Below are 19,526 nucleotides of genomic sequence, written 5' to 3'. Positions count from 1 at the left end.
CAATATGAATATCTTAGTCATCGGCTCGGGCGGACGTGAGCACACGCTGGCATGGAAACTTGCGCAATCCCCGAAAGCCACGAAGCTGTACGCTGTGCCGGGAAATCCGGGCATGACCGACGTCGCCGAGTGTATCCCTGGCGTCGATATCTGTGATAATGATGCTCTCGTGAAACTGGCCAAAGACAAGGCGGTAGACCTCGTTGTCGTCGGCCCGGAGGTTCCTCTGACAAACGGCGTCGTCGATGCGATGAATGCAGCCGGTATCCGGGCGTTTGGCCCGACGAAACTGGCCGCTGAGATCGAGGGCTCCAAATCCTTCTCCAAGAACCTCATGAAGAAATACGGCATCCCGACGGCCAGGTACGAAGTATTTACTGATGCGGAGGCTGCCCGCGACTACGTCAGGAAAGAGGGCGCCCCGATTGTCATCAAGGCCGACGGCCTTGCCGCAGGCAAGGGCGTCATCGTCGCTATGACACTCGACGAAGCACTCGATGCCGTCCACGAGATCATGGACGATGCTGCCTTCGGTAAAGCCGGCAGCCGCGTCGTCATTGAAGAGTTCATGGACGGTGAGGAAGCATCTCTTCTGGCCTTTACCGACGGCAGGACCATCTGCCCGATGGTCAGCTCACAGGATCACAAACGCGCTTACGACGGAGACAAGGGGCCGAATACAGGCGGCATGGGAACCTATGCGCCGGCACCTGTCATGACAAAAGCGCTTGTTGCGGAGGCGACGGAAAAAATTCTGAAACCCGTTATTGCCGCCATGGACAAAGAAGGGCGTCCGTACAAGGGCTGTCTCTATGCCGGTCTCATGATTACGAAAGAAGGGCCGAAGGTCGTTGAATTCAATGCGCGCTTCGGTGATCCCGAGACGCAGGTCGTCCTGCCGCTTCTCGAGAGCGATCTGGTGGATATCATGCTGGCCTGCACCGATGGAAGTCTGGCTGATATGGATATCCAATGGAGCGAAGGCGCGGCGGTCTGTGTGGTTATGGCATCGGGCGGTTATCCGAAGTCTTATCAGAAAGGCTTTGCGATTGACGGGCTGGAAAAAGCCAAGGCTGCGGACACGTTGGTATTCCATGCCGGTACAGCCGAGCATGATGGCCGTATCGTTACGGCCGGCGGACGCGTCCTCGGCGTAACAGCATGCGCAGGACAAGTCCGGGACGCAGTGAAAAAGGCATATGACGGCGTTCGCTGCATCTCCTTTCAGGGTGCGTTCTATCGGCAGGATATTGCACACCGGGCATTGGAACGGGCGAAAAAATAACATAGGTACTATTGTATTTTTGTATACTTTACGATTTATCTATTTACAATAGGCGGGATGTCTATTATAATTAACCATATAGACGTCAACGATGGACGCTCTGCAGCGGATTTGCCGCGCAGAGCGTTTTGTCGTAAAGATGATGGAATCATGCAGGTGGTTTGCATAGCGCTGTGGAATGTGGGGGATTGTTATGGATTTTGCGAAGCTTCTGGCCGATGTGAATAATTTTGTCTGGGGACCGGTTATGCTGGCATTGCTGGTCGGGACGGGCATTTTTCTGACCATCCGGCTGAAATTTCTGCCTTGGCGTAATCTGTCGTATGCCGTGCGGATGATTTTTCGGCGAAAGGATAAACACGCGGGAGACATTTCGCCGTTTCAGTCCCTGATGACCGCGCTGTCAGCCACGGTCGGTACAGGCAATATCGTCGGTGTCGCTACCGCCATGGTTCTCGGTGGACCGGGAGCCTTGGTCTGGATGTGGATCAGTGCGGCGTTCGGCCTTTCGACCAAATACGGTGAATCAGTCTTAGCGGTCAAATATCGCGAGACGAACAGCGTAGGGGAGATGGCCGGCGGCCCGATGTATGCGATGAAAAACGGCATCCATAATAAATATATGGGCCGGGGGCTGGCCGCTCTGTTTGCCTTTTTTGTGGTTGTGTCATCATTTGGCATCGGCAATATGACGCAGGCCAATTCCATCTCGGCTGCGCTGTTTACCGGATTTTCTGTCCCGACCTGGCTGACCGGAGGGATCATCGCCCTGCTGGCTTTATCGGTTCTGCTTCGCGGGATTCGCAGTATTGGAAAGGTGTCCAGCGTGGTTGTTCCGGCTATGGCATTATTTTATTTTCTTTCCGCTATGGTTGTGATTGTCGTCAATTTTGATGCTGTCCCGGCTGGGATTGCAGAAATGTTCCGAATGGCCTTCTCTTTTGATTCCGTAGCCGGCGGAATCGGCGGCGGGATCGTGGCTTCCATGCTGACTTCGATGCGCTGGGGCGTGGCCCGCGGTGTTTTCTCGAATGAAGCCGGTCTGGGATCCGCGCCGATTGCAGCTGCTGCAGCCCGCACGGACCATGCGTCCCGTCAGGGATATGTCAACATGACGGGGACGTTTTTTGATACGATGATTATCTGCATGTTGACGGGGCTTGTCATTGCTTCATCCGGTATGCTGGGAACGACAGATCCTGTGACGGGAAAAATGGTTTCCGGCGCGCAGCTCACGATTCTGGCCTTCAGCACCGTATTTGGCGACTATGCAAAGCTGATCGTTTCGATCGCTCTGAGCTTGTTTGCTTTCTCGACCATTTTAGGCTGGGAATACTATGGCGAGAAGGCGCTGGAATATCTGGTCCGCCGCCGTCCGGTCATTATGGGATACCGGGTTTTATTCAGCCTGATCACTTTTGTCGGCGCGACGACGACACTCGAAGTGGTTTGGAACTTTTCGGATACCATGAACGGGCTTATGGCTATCCCGAATCTGATTTGCCTGCTTTGGCTCAGCGGCGACATTGCCGAGGAGTGTTTTGACTTCCAGAAGACCGTTGTGGAGAAGGAAAAGCATGGCGAGGACATCGATTGCCAGACGGAAGTGGGCAGTATAGAGAACTTCTGAATCCAATCCTTGCGAAAAAGGACGGCGGAGTGAAAGCCGCCGTCCTTTTTTCGCAAATACAAAAAGAAAAAGCCGACAGCAATGCCGTCGGCTTGATGATTTCTGGTCGGGATGACAGGATTCGAACCTGCGGCCTCTTCGTCCCGAACGAAGCGCGCTACCAAACTGTGCCACATCCCGCAGTCACAAGAAATATTATACGGGAGATATACTTGCTTGTCAAGCATTTTCTTTTTCTCTGGCAGCTCTTGCATATCGGATAGACATTTGTTAAACTATAAAAGAAAATAGAAAAGGAAATCACTGGGGGCGCAGAATCTGATCTGCTGAGAGGCGTGAGCCGACCCTTGGAACCTGTTAGGTTAAGACCTGCGTAGGGAAGTGACAAGCAAGATTGCCGTTCAGCTATGCTGGGCGGCTTATTTTCTTTGGTTTTATTCCGAATATCATGACAGCATCAGGAGGTAGCGTAGATGTCAACACAAATGCAACTGGCCCGTGAAGGAAAAATCACCGATGTGATGCGGCAGGTAGCGGCAGAGGAACAAATCGAAGCGGAGGTTCTTCGCGACCGGGTGGCCCGGGGGACGGTCGCGATTCCGGCAAACATTCATCACACCAATCTCAAGGCACGCGGAGTAGGCGAGGGACTGCGGATCAAGGTAAATGCTAATATCGGCACGTCGAGCACGTATCCGGATATCGAGCCGGAGCTGGAGAAACTGGATGAAGCCGTTCGCTGCGGAGCCGATGCCGTCATGGATCTGTCTACGGGAAGCAATATCGATGTATCCCGCCAGAAAATCATCGAGCATTCGCCGATCATGGTCGGAACGGTGCCGCTTTATCAGGCGACGGTCCGGGCAATCAGGGAGCATGGCGCCGTCGTGGAGATGACGGAAGAGGACATCCTGCAGACCATTGAAAAGCAGGCAAAGGATGGAGCGGATTTTATGACGCTTCACTGCGGCGTGACGCGGGAAGCGATTGAACGCATGCGCCGTCAGGGGCGGATCATGGATATTGTGAGCCGCGGCGGTTCCTTTATTGCCGGCTGGATGCTCCACAACGAGCGGGAAAATCCGCTGTATGAGCATTACGACGATATTCTCGATATTTGTGAAAAGTATGATGTGACGATCAGTCTCGGCGATGGGATGCGTCCCGGCTGCACTGCGGATGCCACGGATCGCGGACAGCTTACTGAGCTGATTACTCTGGGCGAGCTTGTCGACCGGGCTTGGCGGCGCGGGGTTCAGGTCATGGTGGAAGGGCCGGGCCATGTTCCGTACGATCAGATTGAAGCGAATATGAAGCTGGAAAAGCGTATCTGCCGCAATGCGCCGTTCTATGTCCTTGGCCCGTTGGTAACCGATGTGGCACCGGGCTATGACCATATTACGGCGGCTATCGGCGGTACGCTGGCTGCCGTGAGCGGGGCGGATTTCCTCTGCTATGTGACGCCGGCCGAGCATCTGGCCTTGCCGACGATCGAAGATGTGCATACCGGTGTGATCACGTCGCGCATTGCCGCGCATGCTGCGGATCTGGTTCGCGGCATACCGGGAGCGAGAGAATGGGACCGCCGGATGGCGGAAGCGCGCAAGCAGCTGGACTGGGAGGCGCAGCTGTCACTGGCCATCGATCCGGAGCTGGCGGAAACGAAGCGCGGCGCGCGGAATAAAAAAGGAGAAGAAGCCTGCTCCATGTGCGGTGATTACTGCGCGGTGAAAATCATCAGCAAATATTTCGATAAACCGGTCTGCCCCTGCGATGACTGAAACCTGACGGCAGGAACAATTAAAAAAATTCAGTCTAAAAGAAGGAATCTCCGCGAGAAATCACGAATAAGAACAATATAAAGAAATAAAACAAACTCGTTAGGAGGTTTTATTATGGGCAAGATTCAAAAAATCCTGGTTCCGGTGGACGGTTCGGTAAACGGCTGCAAAGCGGTGGATGAGGCGATCTTCTTTGCACAGAAGTGTCAGGCGGATTTGGACTTTGTTTATGTTGCCAGCAATATAAATAAGGATATTCCGAGTCATATCGTGTTTGACCGGATCTGGGAAAAAATTCCGGAAGAGATCAAAGCCTCGAAACATGTAGAGACGGGCAACATCCCCAAGGCGATTATCCGGGTGGCTGGACAGGAACACAGTGATATGATTATCATGGGAAGCCGCGGTCTTGGACTCTTCAAGGGAGCGCTTATCGGAAGCGTCAGTCAGAAAGTCATTGAGGAGTCTCCTATTCCGGTTATGGTCATCAAATAAAAGGAAACCCGGGCTGACGGGGGCTGATCTTCTGCCTTAGGGGCGGCATTCTGGCACCCGTCAGCATCGGATAAATCCGGTCCGGACAGCTGTCGGCAGATTCTTCCTGTCGGCAGCTGTTTCATATCGGATGGACAAGGCGGAAGGAGTGAAGGTACGATGCTGGTCAGAGAAATCATGACGCGGGACGTGATTACCGTGCGCCCGGAAACGGCCATTCGTGAGCTGGCAGAGCTTTTGGTGGAGAAACGGATTTCCGGCGTTCCGGTCGTCGATGACGGTGGGACGCTCCGAGGTATTGTCAGCGAAGGAGATTTGATGCGCAAGGAGATTGCGCCGGATCTGCCGGATGAACTTTGCATTTTGGGAGCGGTGATCTATTACAACGGATTGTCGGAATATCGGGAAGCCTTTCGTAAGTTCGCCGCATGCACTGCGGAACAGATCATGACGGAGAAAGTGATCACGGTCAATGAAGAGGACGAGGTCAGCCGCGTCGCCAAACTGATGCTGGACAAACGGATCAAGCGGCTTCCAGTCCTTGGATCGGATGGAAAGCTGTCCGGGATCGTCAGCCGTTTTGACATTGTAAAAATGCTGCTCTGAGCGCAATAAAAAAAGAGAAGGGGGGAAAGAAGCTGCCCTTCTCTTTTTTTTTGCGTTTTGTTTTTTTCCTAAGATCAATGATCTTCCGGGCGCTTTGCCATCCAGCGCGAACAATTATATCGCTGACGCATTTCCAGACGGTTTTGGTAGATGTCTTCGATAACCAGCTTGCAGATTACGATGAACGGCACGGCCAGAAACATTCCGGGAGCGCCGAGCAGCTCTCCGCCGAGGATGATGCCGAGAATGATCGCGATTGGATGCAGATTCAGCGACTTGCCGATCAATGTGGGATAAACCAGATTATGGTTGACCTGAGTCAGCACGAGATAAAAGCCAGCGGTCTGCAGGGCGACAAAAGGATCTTCTGTAGCCGTCAGCAGCGTGCCGAAGGCAGAGGCGACGGTCGGTCCGAGAACAGGAATGAATTCGCAGGTCCCCGATACCATGGCAAATACGGATCCATAAGGAAGACCGCGCAGGGTAAAATACAGGAAGACAACGACGGCCGTGATGCAGCAGATGATAAGCTGGCTGCAGATATACGTTCGCAGGGCGGCCAGAATCCGATTGAACAATTTCATGACGCGCTGGTAATCATGCGTGGGAAAGCGACTGGCCAGATAGGATTTGATGAGTTCGCCGTCTTTCAGCAGATAAAACGTCACAAAGAGGATAATGACAATATCGATGAATTTGCTGAACACCGACAGGAGCAGCGTCAAGGACGATTTCAGCGCATCGACGCTGACGGATTTGAGTTCCTGCCAGAGATTATCCAGTTCGTCATTGAGAAATTGAGAATCCTGCAAGAGCGGCAGGGTTTGCAGCTTTTCCGTAATCTGTGGGAAATCTGTGATAAAGCGGGTGAAAGTAGGAATAAACGTGCTGGATACAACCGCTAAAAGTCCGATGGCCAGCAGAACAAAGGCGATGAGGACCAGCCCGGCCGACAAAGCGCGGGGGAGGCGGGAGTGGAGCTTTTCCACAAGCGGCGTAAGCAGCAGCTGCAGCAGCATGGAAATAAAGATGATAAAGGCAAGCTGCGGCATAAACCAGAAGGTAGAAAGCAGCAGCGTAAAGGTTATGCCAAGCAGAATAGAAGTGCGGTAGTCTTTCAGATGCATAATATCTCCTCATAAAAACGGAATCAAAAGCCGTACTTCTCTCATTATAGCAGAATGAAGGCCGGCCGCAAGGGCCAGCCTTCATTTTATACGATGCTAAGGGACGCTGAATCCGTCTCACTTTATCTCCAATGCTAAGTAGGCAGGTTACTTGATCTGACGAAGACGCTGGGCAAGGGTATCGGCCGGTTCATCGCCAGACACGCAGGTCATGATCGGCTGGTTGCCCATGCGGACGGTATTGCCGTCGACAGTGACCTCCTGTTTATTCTGGCCGTTGTGATAAGCAGCGGCCAGATTGCCCATGACGAAATACGAACGTTCCTTGGAGCTCATGCCGCCGACAGCGGCTGGCGTAGTAAAGACCTTGGTATTGACCTTGACGATTCCGTCGCTGTTGGTCACATGCCCGCCGCTGTACTGCGTCAGGCGGCGGACATACGTATCGCGTCGGTCGCTGTCAGCCGGATGGTCCGAGAGAAATTGCTGAAAGGAAGAAGGCTGACTCTTCGAAAGGTCGAGTACGCGCTGCCAGACCGCGGCCGTTGCGCCCGGATTGTAATCCGTGTGCGTGATATAGTCGAAGGCCAGTGCGTCAGCTTCGCGCTCCATTGGCTTGGTGATATTGCGGTTGTTGATGACGGCGGCCATCACGGCGCCGGCCTGCGTACCGGTAGCGGCACCGAGAATCTGCATATTCAGCGAACGGCGCGCCCCCTTGGCCGGATGATCTTTCTGCCCATGGCCAAGCTCATGCGCAAGGACTACGGCGATCTCGTCTTCGTTGGTCAGCGTTTGATACAGCCCGGTATTGACGCTGAGGTTGTGGCCAAGCGTGCAGAACGCGTTGAATGATTTATCATTATTAATGAAATAATGGTATGGCTTTTTGTAGATCGATGGGTCGACGGCGCCAATGCCGGCGGTGAGATTCGTCATGATGCGGTCGAGCTGATGATTCAGAGCATAATCTTCATTGACGCCGAGCTGTTTCTTCATTTCCTGAAAATATTCCTGCCGGCCCTCGTCGGTATCATTATATTTACGAAGAACGGCATTCAGCTGAGCATGGGCGGCGATTCCGCCGATAGCTGCGCCGATGAGACTGGACGCATCGGCTTCGGCTGCCGGTGACGGAACGGCGGAAAAAGACAGTGGGACAGCAAGCAGACCCGCTGTCAGCACGCCGCAGATTGTGTTTTTTAGTGGTGAATAAAATTTCATCATATCGCATCCCTTCCTTTGGATGAATCAATTTCCCGGATAATTCTATTATAGCCGACTCCGGGAGAAATGTGTGAAGCGGCAAAGGAAATTTAATCGAAATTTTAACCGGAAAAGGAGCGGATTGCGTAAAGAGACCGGCTTTGCTATGATAGAGACAAAGAAGGTGAAAGCATGGAAGCAAAAGTATGGCGTACACTGCGCCTGACCATCAATGGATTAGGCCATAAGGTGCGGTATAATCAGGCCACAATCGATGGACTGTTCATTCCGTTCCTGCGGCGTTTGACGAAAGGACAGAAAGAACGGGGAAAACGTATGCTGGTTTATCTGGCGGCGCCGCCGGGAACAGGCAAATCCACGCTGGCGCTGCTGCTGGAAAAGCTTTCCCTGACGGACTCCGCACTGACACCGGTACAGGCCCTCGGGCTGGATGGGTTTCATTATCCGGAGTCCTATCTTCGCAGCCATCACATCATGCGGAACGGACGCAGCGTATCGCTGCACAGCATCAAGGGAGCCCCCGAAACCTTCCGGGTCGATGCCTTGCTGGAAAGGCTGTCGCGGATCCATGAGGAAGAGATTCGCTGGCCGTTTTATGATCGGACTATCCATGACGTGATTGAAAATGTGATTCCGGTACGGCGTTCGATTATTCTGCTGGAGGGAAACTGGCTGCTGCTGGGAGAAGGCCGATGGCAGGCCGTGCGAAGTCAGGCGGATTATTCTCTTTTTATTCAGGCGGAGCCGTCGTATCTGAAAGAGCGGCTGATTGCGCGGAAAATGGCCGGGGGAAAAAGCCGGGAAGAGGCTGAAGCCTTTTATGCGTCCAGTGATCTTCCTAACGTAGAACGGGTACTGCGGCGCTCCTGGCCGGCGGATGAGACCTGGCGGCTGATGCCGGACGGTGATTATCAGCGGAAAAGCAGGATCGTCCCCACACGTCTGGTGAACCGGGAAGCACTGTGGCAGAAGCCGGATGTCCGCATCGACAACAGCCTGCTCAGCGGCTTGAACCGCCGCATGAATGCAGGGCAGGATGGCAGTGCGCTGTACCGGAACGGTTATGCAGAGGGCTTGTCTGCCGCCCGCCGCACCATCCTGCGGAAACTGTATCAAAACGGTGCCATGACCAGCAAGGCGATCATGGAAACCTTTCATCTGAGCGAAGAAGAGCTGAAAAATATTCTGGATTGGAAATAAATAAAAAAGAGGAGACTGCGGCAAAAGGTGCATCCCTTCTGCCGCAGTCTCCTTTGCGGATTAGAAAAAATCAGCGCGCTTTGCTGGAAAAGAAATAAACCAGCAGAGTAAGGACAATACCGCCGACGCCCCACTCCCAGCCGCGCGTATAAAAGGCATAGCCGGTCGCCGCCAGACAGAACAGCACAGCGAAGAACGTTTGGCGGGCATTCTCCTTGCGATAGGCAAAGGTTCGGTAGTCCACGCCGGTCAGTTTCTCAAAGCATGCCGGGCAGATGATTTTCTTGCTGCCGTCGGCGGCTTTATGGACAAGCGCTTCCTTTTCCTCCAACTGGCGCCCGCATTCTGAGCAGATGAGCATAGCAGAGTTCCTCCCGTTCGGTTTTGTTACAATCTGCTTTCAATTTTACCGCATTCCCCTCGATTTGGCCAGACTTTTCTTGACACTGTTCCGGAAAGACATTAAAATAGAAAGGTATAGTTGCGCCAAGAACTATTCAAAAAAACAAATCAGCATAAAAGCAAAAAAGAAAAGAGGGGGGTGAGTATTATCGTTATCGAAATCATAGTAGCGGTAATAGTTGCAGTTATCATTGGCGCCGGCGCCGGCTATGTGGCCCGCAAGCGTACAGCGGAAGCACAGATCGGCTCGGCGGAAGAAGAAGCGAAACGCATCGTAGCTGAGGCGGAGGAGAAGGGCGAAACGCGGAAAAAAGAAGCCCTGCTGGAAGCCAAAGAGGATATTCACCGTCTGCGTCAGGAACTGGACCGCGATACGAAAGAGCGCCGCAGCGAAATTCAGCGGCAGGAGCGCCGTATCGTGCAGAAAGAAGAAAATCTGGATCGCAAGCTGGATTCCATTGAGAAAAAGGAAGAAGTGCTTTCACGCAAAGAGTCCCGGCTGGACAAGAGCCAGCAGGCTGTGGATGAGATGCACGAAAAGCAGAAAGCGGAGCTGGAGCGCATCTCTGGTCTGTCTTCGGAAGAAGCGCGCACCATGCTCATGGCCGAAGCGGAAGAAGAGCTTCGTCACGAAAAAGCCATGAAGATCAAAGAATATGAGCAGCAGACCAAGGACGAATGCGATAAGAAAGCACAGGATATTCTGAGTCAGGCGATTCAGCGGTGTGCGGCGGACCATGTCGCAGAGACGACGGTTTCTGTTGTGGCGCTGCCGAACGATGAAATGAAAGGACGCATTATCGGCCGGGAAGGGCGCAATATCCGCACATTGGAAACCTTGACCGGCATTGATCTCATCATCGACGATACGCCCGAAGCGGTAATCCTTTCCGGCTTTGATCCGGTGCGCCGTGAGGTGGCCCGGATTGCTCTGGAAAAGCTGATTCAGGACGGAAGGATTCATCCGGCCCGTATCGAGGAAATGGTGGAAAAAGCCAAACGGGAAGTGGATCAGCGCATCAAGGAAGCCGGCGAACAGGCTACCTTTGATACCGGCGTTCACGGCATCCATCCGGAACTGGTGAAGATGCTCGGCCGTCTGCGTTATCGTACCAGCTATGGGCAGAATGTCCTGAATCATTCCATCGAAGTAGCACATCTGGCTGGCGTCATGGCTTCCGAATTGGGCTGTGATGTCACGCTGGCCAAACGGGGCGGCTTGCTGCACGATATCGGCAAGGCCATTGACCGTGAAGTGGAAGGATCGCACACGACGATTGGCGCGGATTTGGCGCATAAATACCGTGAATCCAAGGACGTCGTAAACTGCATTGCGTCCCATCATGGCGATGTGGAGGCGACGAGTGTGGAAGCTGTCCTCGTGGCAGCAGCGGACGCTGTTTCCGCGGCCCGCCCGGGGGCTCGCCGTGAGAGTCTGGAATCGTATCTCAAGCGACTCAAGCGTCTCGAAGAGATCGCAGAATCCTATGATGGCGTGGAGCGCTGCTTTGCGATTCAGGCAGGACGCGAAATCCGGGTTATGGTCAAGCCGGACAAAGTGGACGATGCGGAAGCCGTGGCGCTTGCGCATGATATTGTCAAGAAAATCGAAGACGAGCTGGAATATCCGGGTCAGATCAAGGCTACGGTGATCCGTGAAACGCGCGTTGTCGATTATGCGAAATAACAAGGAAGTTTGGGGATGCGGGGAAGAACCCTGCATCCCCAATTCTACCTATAAGAAGGAGCAGTATGTTTGGATTCAATCGATTCCGGACCCTTTTTTCAGTCCGGAGACAACAAGAGGATAAAGAAGGGATCCAGCTTCTGGCATCCATGCTGGTCTGTTATCCGGAACTCGAATCCGTATCCTATCTGCCGCGCGATGCGGAACTGATTCTGGATTTTGTCATTCAGGGAAAGGAAGAACGGCCGGAACTGGAACAGTTCCTTCATTTTTTGGACGACAGTCTGCAAGCCTATCATGAGATGGAGACAGGAGGGCCGGTCTGGATGTCTGTGGAAGCGGAACAGCATGCAGACGTGATGATTGTTCATGTACACCGGCAGCTGATCAACATGACAAGAGGCGAACTCACTCTGCTTACCTCCCTATTTCGCGAGCATTATGCGGATCGCCTCCGTCAGGACAGTCATACACTGGACAACATGGAGCAGGATTTTTCCGATGTCCAGAGTGATGTGCTGGACCACATACTGGGAACGGTACAAATTCGCCCCATCCGCGACCGTCTGGTCGGCATTCGTGAAAACGATCGGGTTGTCGTCTATAACCGCTGACCGGGTGAGGGAAATCAGGAAGGAGAAATCATTGTGCGAGTCATGCTGACAGGAGATGTCGTCGGCCGGCCCGGCCGCAGGGCATTCCAAAAATATACGCCGAAGCTGCGCGAAGAAAAAAAAATCGATATCGTCATAGTCAATGGAGAAAATTCCGCGGGAGGGAAAGGCTTTACGCGCAAATCGCTGGATGAGCTCTATCATGCCGGCGCGGACGTCATCACCTCCGGCAATCATGTCTGGGACAAAAAGGACGTTCTGGAATTTATCGATCAGGAGCCGTTCCTCATTCGTCCGGCCAATTATCCGGAAGGGGCGCCGGGCAAGGGATGGTGCATTTACCCGTTTAAGGCATGGAATATCGGTGTGTTCAATCTGTCCGGCAGAGCGTTCATGCCGGATATGGACTGCCCGTTTCAAAAGGCCGAGGAGATTCTGCGGGAGATTCGCTCGGAATGTGATGTACTGTTTCTGGATTTTCACGCGGAGACCACCTCAGAAAAGATGGCCATGGGCTGGTATCTGGATGGGCGCGTCAACGGCGTCGTCGGAACGCACACGCATATTCAGACCGCGGATGCCCGCATCCTTCCGGGCGGAACCGCATACATTACAGACCTCGGCATGGTCGGGCCGTGGAACTCGGTACTTGGTGTCAAACCGGAGATCATCATCCGGAAATTTACAACGGCCATGCCCTGCCGGTTTGATCTCGAAGAAGACGGCCCATGCGTTTACTCCGCGGTAATCGTGGACATAGACAAGAAGACAAAGAAAACCACAGGGATAGAACGAATCCTTATCACCGGGTGACGGCAGGTTTTTCTTCGCAAAGGAAGGATTCTGCGATAAGAAAGCAGAATATTACTCTGATAGTACGATTTATCGATGTTCTCACATGAAGGCGGCGCATCCTGCCCGCAATGCGGACAGAATGCGTATCGATTGGCAAGAGAGGAAGTGCTGACCATGGAAATCCTGAAAGTATCCGCCAAATCAAATCCAAACTCAGTAGCCGGCGCGCTGGCCGGCGTACTGCGGGAAAGCGGCAGCGCGGAAATGCAGGCCATTGGCGCCGGTGCGCTTAATCAGGCAGTCAAGGCAGTGGCGATTGCGCGCGGCTTTGTCGCGCCGCACGGCATTGATTTGATCTGCATTCCGGCATTTACGGATATTCAGATTGACGGTGAGGAGCGTACGGCGATCAAACTGATCGTGGAACCACGCTGAAAAAATATATAGGAGTGAATCCGAATGCCAAGTGATTTGCATATGCATACGACGTTTTCCGACGGCAAACTGACACCGGAAGAACTCGTAGCAGCCGCAAAAGAATCCGGGCTGACCTATATGGCGATTACCGATCATGATACGATTGACGGAATCAGCCATTTGTATGAGAACGGGCGGTATCCGGCAAAAGGAATCCGCCTGATTCCGGGGATTGAGTTCAGTGCGCACCATCCTGTTCATGAGATCCACATACTCGGATACAATATCGATATTTATTACCGGGAGCTGGCTGATAAGCTCAATGACGTTACCGAAGCGCGCTGGACGCGTTTTGCGGAAATGCTGGACAAGCTTCAGACACTGGGCTATCAGATCAGTGAAGCAGAAGTGCTGGGCATAGCCGGAAGCAGCAGCTCCATCAGCCGCTCCCATGTCGGTCGGGTGCTGGTCAAAAAGGGATATTTCTCTTCGGTACGCGAGGCTTTTGATGCTGTACTGGCCAAGGGAAAGCCTGCTTACGTGCCGCATTACCGGCTGGAAGTGGAAGAGATCATCGGTCTGATCAAAGCAGCGGGAGGTACGCCGGTGCTGGCGCATCCTCGTCTGATTGGCGATGATGAACTGGTACGCCGGCTTTGCCAATGTGGTATGGAGGGAATCGAGGTCTTTTATCCGCAGCATGATCCGGAGGATGTCCGCCGCTATCTTTCCATGGCGGAGGAATACCATCTGCTGCCCGCAGGAGGATCGGACTTTCATGGATTTCCGACCCGATACCCGCAGGAAGTCGGCGTGTTCACCATTGAAGACCGATGGGCTGAGAAGTTTTATCGCCCGGAGCAGCAGCTGGGATAGGGAGCGTGAACTATGAATGTTATCGCCTTGGTCGGTCCGAGTGGCACGGGCAAAAGCCATCACGCACTGATGGTCGCACATGACAATAAGGCAGACGCCATAATCGATGATGGCATCCTGATCAAGGATGGCAGAATCCTGGCAGGTCACTCTGCCAAAAAAGAAAAAAGCAAGATCATGGCGGTCCGGCGGGCTATTTTCATCCTTCCGGGTCATGCGGAGGAAGTGCGCAAGGCCATCGCAGAATCCAAACCGCATCGTATCCTGATTCTCGGCACGTCGGAGAACATGGTACAGAAGATCGCGAAGGCGCTTCGCCTTCCGTCGATTGCAAAAATTATCAACATTGCAGACGTTGCTTCCCGTCAGGAGATGGAAAAAGCCCAATTTTACCGTCTCAAACAGGGAAAACATATCATTCCTGTACCGACGATCGAGCTCAAACCGCATTTTTCCGGCTATCTGGTCGATCCGCTGCAGACCTTTTTCAAGCGCTCGTCGACGCGGCGCCGCCGGCTGGGTGAAAAATCCATTGTGCGCCCGGTATTCAGCTATTATGGCAAACTGGTCATCGATGACTCCGCCATCAAGGCGATCGTTCGTCAGGTAGTCCGGCATAATGCGGCGTTCACCCGGATCGGGCACACGCATGTACATCACCTGATGCAGGGCGAGGAAGATATGGGGCTGCGGATTTCGTGTGAAGTCGTTTTGACCTATGGGAATCATATCCCTACACTAATCGCACAGGCACAGAAGGAAATCTGTGAGGCGGTCGAATCTATGACCGGTATGGTCGTTCATGAAGTCAATATTCGCGTCAAGGCACTGTATGTGCAGTCGTGAACCATGAGTCCCTGCGGAGTATCGATCCGGCAGGGGCTTTTACCATAAAAGGAAACTCATTCAGAGGGAGTGTTTACTCCCTCTGAATCTAGTCGAACTTATCCATGGCTTTGGGGTCGGATAAAAGGGGAGAGTAGGAATGAAAGAAGTAAAACCGCCGAAAAAATCGCTGACGTTTTATTATATTCTGGTTCTGGCGATCATGCTCTTGTTCAATGAAATGGCCAGACCGTATTTTGCCCAGCAGCAGATCGAGCAGGTCGATTACGGCACCTTCATGACGATGATCGACGATAAAAACATCGATAAAGTCGAGCTCAAGGACAACCAGATCCTGTTTACCGACAAGAACGATCACAAGACCTATAAAACCGGCATTATGGAAGATCCGAATCTGGTTGACCGGCTCCATGAATCCGGCGCGGTATTCTCACAGGACATCAAGGAAGAAATGTCGCCCATCGTCAGCTTCTTCATGACTTGGATTCTGCCATTGCTGATCTTTTTTGCCATTGGCCAATATTTCAGTCGGAAACTCATGGAGCGGGCCGGAGGCAACTCCATGATGTTCGGCATGGGCGGCAATCAGGCCAAAGTCTACGTCCCCTCTTCCGAGGGCATTCATTTTAAGGATGTAGCAGGAGAGGATGAGGCAAAGGAAAACTTGTCGGAAATCGTGGATTATCTGCATAATCCGCAGAAATACTCTTCGATTGGTGCGGCCATGCCGAAAGGCGTACTGCTCGTCGGACCTCCGGGAACTGGCAAAACGATGCTGGCGAAAGCCGTGGCCGGCGAAGCCGACGTGCCGTTTTTCTCCATCGCCGGCTCGGAATTTGTCGAAATGTTCGTCGGCATGGGCGCATCCAAGGTCCGCGATCTGTTTCGGCAGGCCAAGGAAAAGGCACCGTGCATTGTCTTTATCGACGAGATCGATGCCATCGGGCAGAAACGAAGCGGCAATGTGATGGGGAACGACGAGCGGGAGCAGACCCTGAACCAACTGCTGACGGAAATGGATGGCTTCGAGGGAAACAACGGCGTCATTATTTTGGCCGCGACCAACCGCCCCGAATCATTGGACCCCGCGCTTCTGCGACCCGGTCGTTTTGACCGCCGCGTCCCCGTTGAACTGCCGGATCTGGCCGGGCGGGAAGCAATTTTGGAAGTCCATGCGAAAAAAGTCCGGCTGGCCGACTCCGTAGATTTCCATACGATTGCCCGTATGGCAGCCGGTGCATCCGGCGCAGAGCTGGCCAACATCATCAACGAAGGCGCTCTGCGGGCCGTGCGTGCAGGACGCCATGCCGTCACCCAGTCCGATCTGGAGGAAAGCGTGGAGGTTGTCATTGCCGGCTATCAAAAGAAAAATGCGATTTTGTCGGATAAAGAAAAACACACCGTGGCCTATCATGAAATCGGTCATGCGCTGGTCGCTGCCCTGCAGACCAACTCGGCGCCCGTTCAAAAAATAACCATTATTCCCCGTACATCCGGTGCGCTGGGATATACCATGCAGGTGGAGCAAAAAGATAAGTACATCCTGACCCGCGAAGAGCTGGAAAATAAGATTGCGACGCTTACCGCCGGACGCGCGGCAGAAGAAGTGAAATTCGGGCAGGTCAGTACAGGAGCGGCCAATGACATCGAACAGGCGACAAAACTGGCCCGGGCAATGATCACACGCTATGGAATGAGCACAGACTTCGACATGGTCGCCATGGAAACCGTCACCAATAAATATCTTGGCGGAGATACCTCGCTGGCTTGTTCCGCGGCGACGCAGGACCGGATCGACAAACAGGTTGTCGAACTGGTCAAAAGACAACATGAAAAAGCGAAACAAATGTTGGAAGAGCATCGGGATAAACTCGATGAACTCGCGGCGTTCCTCTATGAGAAGGAAACCATTACGGGAAAAGAATTTATGGACATCCTTCAACCTGAATCGGATGCAGCGGAGCCGAACTCTTCCTGCTGACTGAAAGATACAGCGAAAGCGGCCTGCCCATTGCGCATCATGCGCGATGGGCAGGCCGCTTTTTGTGTTTCATGATACGGTTCATCGACGTGCAGAATATAGCTGATTCATAAAGTATACTTTTATGGACAACACTATCGTAACTTACATTATAACAAACGGGTGCGATGGCGTCTATTTTTTTTCGCTTTTTTGCACGATAATATGGGGTTATTGCACAAAATATGAATATTTTTTCATCATGTTCCAGTAATGTGGCTTTTTTAGAAAACTATACTTTTATGAAAATCTTAGAGAATCCAGAGGATAAGAAAAGGGGAGCAAACATACATGGAACACGAGGAAAGCATTGACCTGGGACGATTGATGCACATTATGATGGAGCGAAAAAAGATCACTGGCGGGCTGGTCGCCGGATGCACCGTTCTTGCCCTGGGCGTATCCTTCATCCTCCCGAAGCAGTACGAATCCACGGCGCTCGTCCAGACCCGCAGCGCCGGCAAAGACATCAGCGGCGCCGCCGCTATGGCCGCGGCCATGGGCGTCAATCTCGGCGGCAACAGCTCGAACGCCTCGCCGCTCAACTACATCGAACTCATGAAATCGCGCCGCGTTCTCGACCCCATCATCGACCAGATCGACTGGCCGGACGAGAAGAAAAAGCCGGACGCCAAAGAGTTTGCGAAAAAGAACCTCAAAATCGAGAACACCAAACAGACCAACCTCATCACGGTAACCGCGACCGGGCGCACGCCGGAGGAGGCACAGAGCATCTCGCAGGGCGTAGTGGACAACTTCCTCACCATGCAGACCGAAAACAGCCGGCAGACGCAGAGCCTCCTCGTGCAGTTCCTCAATGAACGCATCGAAACCGCCCGGCAGGAAAGCGACGAAGCCGCGCAGAAACTCGCGGCGTTTTCCCGCGAGCACAAAATGTACAGCCCGGACGATCAGGCCAAATTCGCCATCCAGCAGCTCGACGCCTACGACAAAGCCATCAGCGACATGCAGGTTCAGCAAAAATCCGCACAGGCTCAGTATGACGTCGCAACGCAGAAACTGGGAGAGCAGAAAGCCGGCTCGGCCAGCTACAACATCAACGATAATCCCACAGTACAAAACATCCGGTCACAGATCGTCGCCAAAGAAGTCGAACTTGTCGGCCTGCGTCAGAAATACACCGACAATCATCCCTCTGTCATCGCGGCAGAGCGTCAGAGGAACAAGCTGAGTCAGTCGCTCTCCGAAGAAGTCGGCGCCGTCGTCGGCTCCAATGCCGCCAGCCTCAACAGCGCACAGATGGAACTTCTGAAAAATCAGGCCATAGCGCAGGCGCAAGCCAGCGCGGCGGCAGCAAGTGAAGCCGCCATCCGCGGGAAAAAAGCCGAAAAAGAACAGGAACTCGGCAAACTCCCGGAAGACATGATGGTCTACCTGCAGCTGCAGAGCGACGCAGCCATCAAAAAACAAATCTACACCAACCTCGTTCAGCAGTGCGAAAACGACAAGATTCAGGAAGCCATGGAATCCATGGACATCCAGATCATCGACGCCGCGAACCTGCCTGATGCGGACAAACCAGCCGCCCCGCGGAAAAAACTCATCACAGCGATCGGCTTCGTCATCGGCTGCCTGCTGAGCTTTGGCTATGGCCTGATCTGTTATAAACGGGAAGAACGCTAAGCCTTCCCCCGTTGGGGGAAGGTGGGCGCGAAGCGCTCGGATGAGGGTGGTTGGATGAGGTTATAACAAGAGAGGCTAAAATCTGTGACATATCTGAAATTAATACGTGACAAACTAAAACTATTATTCATCGATGCCATAATTCTGGCGGTCATGCCCTTAGCTGCTTTATTGCTTCGTTTCGAAGGCGTTGTTCCTGCCGCCGAATTTGACATTTTTCGGGCATGTTTGCCATGGATGGTGCTGATTTCGCTGGCTATCTTTTATTTCTATGGCATGTATCACCGGATCTGGCACTATGCCCGCATGCGTGATCTCATCGCGATCGTCGGCGCCGTTACCCTATCGCAGGCGGCCATATTCATTCTTACGGTGCTGCTTTCCATCGCGATACCGCGCAGCGTCATGATTATCACATGGCTGCTGGATCTCGGAGCCATCGGAGCCAGCCGCCTGATGTTCAAAATCAACCTCGATCTGGTAACGGAATCCAAAGGCGGCAGGGAAAACCTCCTGATCGTCGGCGCGGGAGACGCCGGAGCCATGCTCGCACGGGAACTGGAACAAAACGATGCGGCAACGATCTCCATTGTCGGCTTTGTCGATGATGATGAAAAGAAACAAAAAGGACGCCTCGCCGGCTTTCCCATACTGGGGACGACCCGGGACCTTCCCGCCGTCGTCCGGAAACACAAGATCGACACCATCGTGATCGCCATCCCCTCGGCGGATGGCGATGCTGTCCGACGGATTGACCGGCAGTGCCGCAAAACGGGGGCAAACGTCCGCATCATGCCGGGCATTTACGAAATGATCAGCGGGGAAGCCGGGATGGGCGAACTGCGGGAAATTCGCCTGGAAGATCTTCTGCGCC

The 19,526-nt window shown here is 53.3% G+C and carries 18 protein-coding genes, 1 tRNA gene and 1 riboswitch; of the genes, 15 read left to right on the top strand and 4 right to left on the bottom strand.

The genetic code is table 11. The features are described from left to right. Window positions 1-4: 4 nt before the first annotated feature. Both purD and FYJ78_RS01605 read left to right on the top strand, forming a co-directional pair. Window positions 5-1,285, top strand: a complete 1,281-nt coding sequence (gene purD / locus FYJ78_RS01610) for a phosphoribosylamine--glycine ligase (RefSeq protein WP_154619662.1) — start codon at window positions 5-7, stop codon at window positions 1,283-1,285. 193 nt (window positions 1,286-1,478) lie between these two features. Next, on the top strand, window positions 1,479-2,915 hold the full coding sequence (locus FYJ78_RS01605) for an alanine/glycine:cation symporter family protein (protein WP_154619661.1): 1,437 nt from the start codon (window positions 1,479-1,481) through the stop codon (window positions 2,913-2,915). 103 nt (window positions 2,916-3,018) lie between these two features. On the opposite strand, the gene FYJ78_RS01600 is transcribed toward FYJ78_RS01605, so the two are convergent. Continuing rightward, window positions 3,019-3,095, bottom strand: a tRNA-Pro gene (locus FYJ78_RS01600). A gap of 115 nt (window positions 3,096-3,210) precedes the next feature. Further along, window positions 3,211-3,312: riboswitch (TPP riboswitch) on the top strand. Between the two features lie 76 nt (window positions 3,313-3,388). On the opposite strand from FYJ78_RS01600, the gene thiC reads away from it, so the two are divergent. From thiC to FYJ78_RS01585, 3 genes are all read left to right on the top strand, one after another. Further along, window positions 3,389-4,696, top strand: coding sequence for a phosphomethylpyrimidine synthase ThiC (thiC, locus tag FYJ78_RS01595; RefSeq protein WP_154619660.1), 1,308 nt, complete (start codon window positions 3,389-3,391; stop codon window positions 4,694-4,696). A gap of 114 nt (window positions 4,697-4,810) precedes the next feature. Then, window positions 4,811-5,191, top strand: a complete 381-nt coding sequence (locus FYJ78_RS01590; RefSeq protein WP_154619659.1) for a universal stress protein — start codon at window positions 4,811-4,813, stop codon at window positions 5,189-5,191. A 159-nt stretch (window positions 5,192-5,350) separates the two neighbouring features. Beyond that, a complete protein-coding gene (locus FYJ78_RS01585) occupies window positions 5,351-5,797 on the top strand; it encodes a CBS domain-containing protein (protein ID WP_154619658.1) in 447 nt (148 codons plus the stop codon). A 74-nt stretch (window positions 5,798-5,871) separates the two neighbouring features. On the opposite strand, the gene FYJ78_RS01580 is transcribed toward FYJ78_RS01585, so the two are convergent. Both FYJ78_RS01580 and FYJ78_RS01575 read right to left on the bottom strand, forming a co-directional pair. Continuing rightward, window positions 5,872-6,924, bottom strand: a complete 1,053-nt coding sequence (locus tag FYJ78_RS01580; protein ID WP_154619657.1) for an AI-2E family transporter — start codon at window positions 6,922-6,924, stop codon at window positions 5,872-5,874. 147 nt (window positions 6,925-7,071) lie between these two features. Next, window positions 7,072-8,148 (bottom strand): M48 family metallopeptidase, encoded by a 1,077-nt coding sequence (locus FYJ78_RS01575; RefSeq protein WP_154619900.1) that lies wholly within the window; start codon window positions 8,146-8,148, stop codon window positions 7,072-7,074. A gap of 174 nt (window positions 8,149-8,322) precedes the next feature. Between FYJ78_RS01575 and FYJ78_RS01570 the strand changes: the two genes are divergently transcribed. Next, entirely contained in the window at window positions 8,323-9,351 is a 1,029-nt protein-coding gene (locus FYJ78_RS01570) for a nucleoside/nucleotide kinase family protein (protein ID WP_154619656.1), read from the top strand. A gap of 70 nt (window positions 9,352-9,421) precedes the next feature. On the opposite strand, the gene FYJ78_RS01565 is transcribed toward FYJ78_RS01570, so the two are convergent. Continuing rightward, entirely contained in the window at window positions 9,422-9,712 is a 291-nt protein-coding gene (locus FYJ78_RS01565) for a hypothetical protein (protein WP_154619655.1), read from the bottom strand. A gap of 180 nt (window positions 9,713-9,892) precedes the next feature. On the opposite strand from FYJ78_RS01565, the gene rny reads away from it, so the two are divergent. The 9 genes from rny to FYJ78_RS01520 all read left to right on the top strand — a co-directional run. Beyond that, the gene (gene rny, locus FYJ78_RS01560) at window positions 9,893-11,440 is read left to right on the top strand and encodes a ribonuclease Y (RefSeq protein ID WP_328597603.1); all 1,548 of its coding nucleotides are present in this window, start codon (window positions 9,893-9,895) and stop codon (window positions 11,438-11,440) included. Window positions 11,441-11,589: 149 nt separating this feature from the next. Beyond that, window positions 11,590-12,054 (top strand): hypothetical protein, encoded by a 465-nt coding sequence (locus tag FYJ78_RS01555; RefSeq protein WP_195847822.1) that lies wholly within the window; start codon window positions 11,590-11,592, stop codon window positions 12,052-12,054. A gap of 33 nt (window positions 12,055-12,087) precedes the next feature. Then, entirely contained in the window at window positions 12,088-12,867 is a 780-nt protein-coding gene (locus FYJ78_RS01550; protein ID WP_328597602.1) for a TIGR00282 family metallophosphoesterase, read from the top strand. 156 nt (window positions 12,868-13,023) lie between these two features. Next, window positions 13,024-13,284 carry a stage V sporulation protein S gene (locus FYJ78_RS01545; protein WP_154619898.1) on the top strand — a complete coding sequence of 87 codons (261 nt, stop codon included), beginning with the start codon at window positions 13,024-13,026 and terminating at the stop codon, window positions 13,282-13,284. Between the two features lie 24 nt (window positions 13,285-13,308). Next, window positions 13,309-14,142, top strand: coding sequence for a PHP domain-containing protein (locus FYJ78_RS01540; RefSeq protein WP_154619652.1), 834 nt, complete (start codon window positions 13,309-13,311; stop codon window positions 14,140-14,142). Window positions 14,143-14,154: 12 nt separating this feature from the next. Beyond that, window positions 14,155-14,988: an Asp23/Gls24 family envelope stress response protein gene (locus FYJ78_RS01535; protein WP_154619651.1), complete on the top strand. Its 834-nt coding sequence runs from the start codon at window positions 14,155-14,157 to the stop codon at window positions 14,986-14,988. Window positions 14,989-15,127: 139 nt separating this feature from the next. Beyond that, entirely contained in the window at window positions 15,128-16,969 is a 1,842-nt protein-coding gene (gene ftsH, locus FYJ78_RS01530; RefSeq protein ID WP_154619650.1) for an ATP-dependent zinc metalloprotease FtsH, read from the top strand. A gap of 330 nt (window positions 16,970-17,299) precedes the next feature. After that, window positions 17,300-18,652 (top strand): GumC family protein, encoded by a 1,353-nt coding sequence (locus FYJ78_RS01525; RefSeq protein ID WP_154619649.1) that lies wholly within the window; start codon window positions 17,300-17,302, stop codon window positions 18,650-18,652. A gap of 84 nt (window positions 18,653-18,736) precedes the next feature. Then, the coding region (locus tag FYJ78_RS01520) for a nucleoside-diphosphate sugar epimerase/dehydratase (protein ID WP_408014407.1) at window positions 18,737-19,526 on the top strand (790 nt) is incomplete at its 3' end.

Source organism: Wylensekiella montiformis (assembly GCF_009697385.1).
In the GTDB taxonomy this organism is placed as follows: Bacteria; Bacillota; Negativicutes; order Selenomonadales; family Selenomonadaceae; genus Selenomonas_A; species Selenomonas_A montiformis.
This window is presented reverse-complemented; position numbering and strand designations above follow the sequence as displayed.